Genomic DNA, 616 nt, shown 5'->3' with positions numbered 1-616 from the left:
CTTGGCGGTAATGTCGTTGCTTTGGAAGGTCAGGCGCGTCTTTGCGGTGTTGGTCAAGTTCACATCGGCCATCCCGCTGACCTTCAGGAGTGTGGCGTCTATCAGCATCGCTGGCGTCACACGCGGCTTGCTGCCGAAATTCGCCATTGCCGTGGGGTCGACATCTCCGAGCGCTATTTCAGCGACACCGGGCACAACATCGACGCCGATGCTGGCGTTTCTCGGATTTCCACCAAGACAGCTGAAACTTGAGAGTTTCGCCTCGGCGTAGGCTGCCTCGATATAAACCGGGACCCGCACCTTCATGCCGGCAACAGCGCCAAGCCCGGGAACGCTTGCTTCAATCGCAAGCCGGATCTGAGCTGTCCTTACCGCGGCGCCGGTCGCGCCGACGGCATTTGATGCAACACCCTTCGGACGTTCACCGATCGAAAGCTTAAGGGTCACATTGGTCAGCCCCGGCACAGCGCCGGCGAGATTGACGGCAACCTGGTTTTTCTGGTTGGCCGCGAGCGCTGTCGCAGAGAGTATGTCCATGACACTCGCGTCGACCTGGAGGTGAGACCCGGTGCCGACCAGCCGCTCGCCCATGGGACCCAGGCTCAGGAAGTCCTCC

General features: G+C 60.9%; 1 pseudogene. It reads right to left on the bottom strand.

What is annotated here, in order from left to right:
• Positions 1–616, bottom strand: a pseudogene (locus A6U87_RS19805) (hypothetical protein); the annotation flags it as partial.

It is taken from the genome of Rhizobium sp. AC44/96 (genome assembly GCF_001692185.1).
Lineage (GTDB): Bacteria > Pseudomonadota > Alphaproteobacteria > Rhizobiales > Rhizobiaceae > Rhizobium.
The sequence above is the reverse complement of the archived record's forward strand: the minus strand, read 5'-3'. Positions and strand labels throughout refer to the sequence as shown.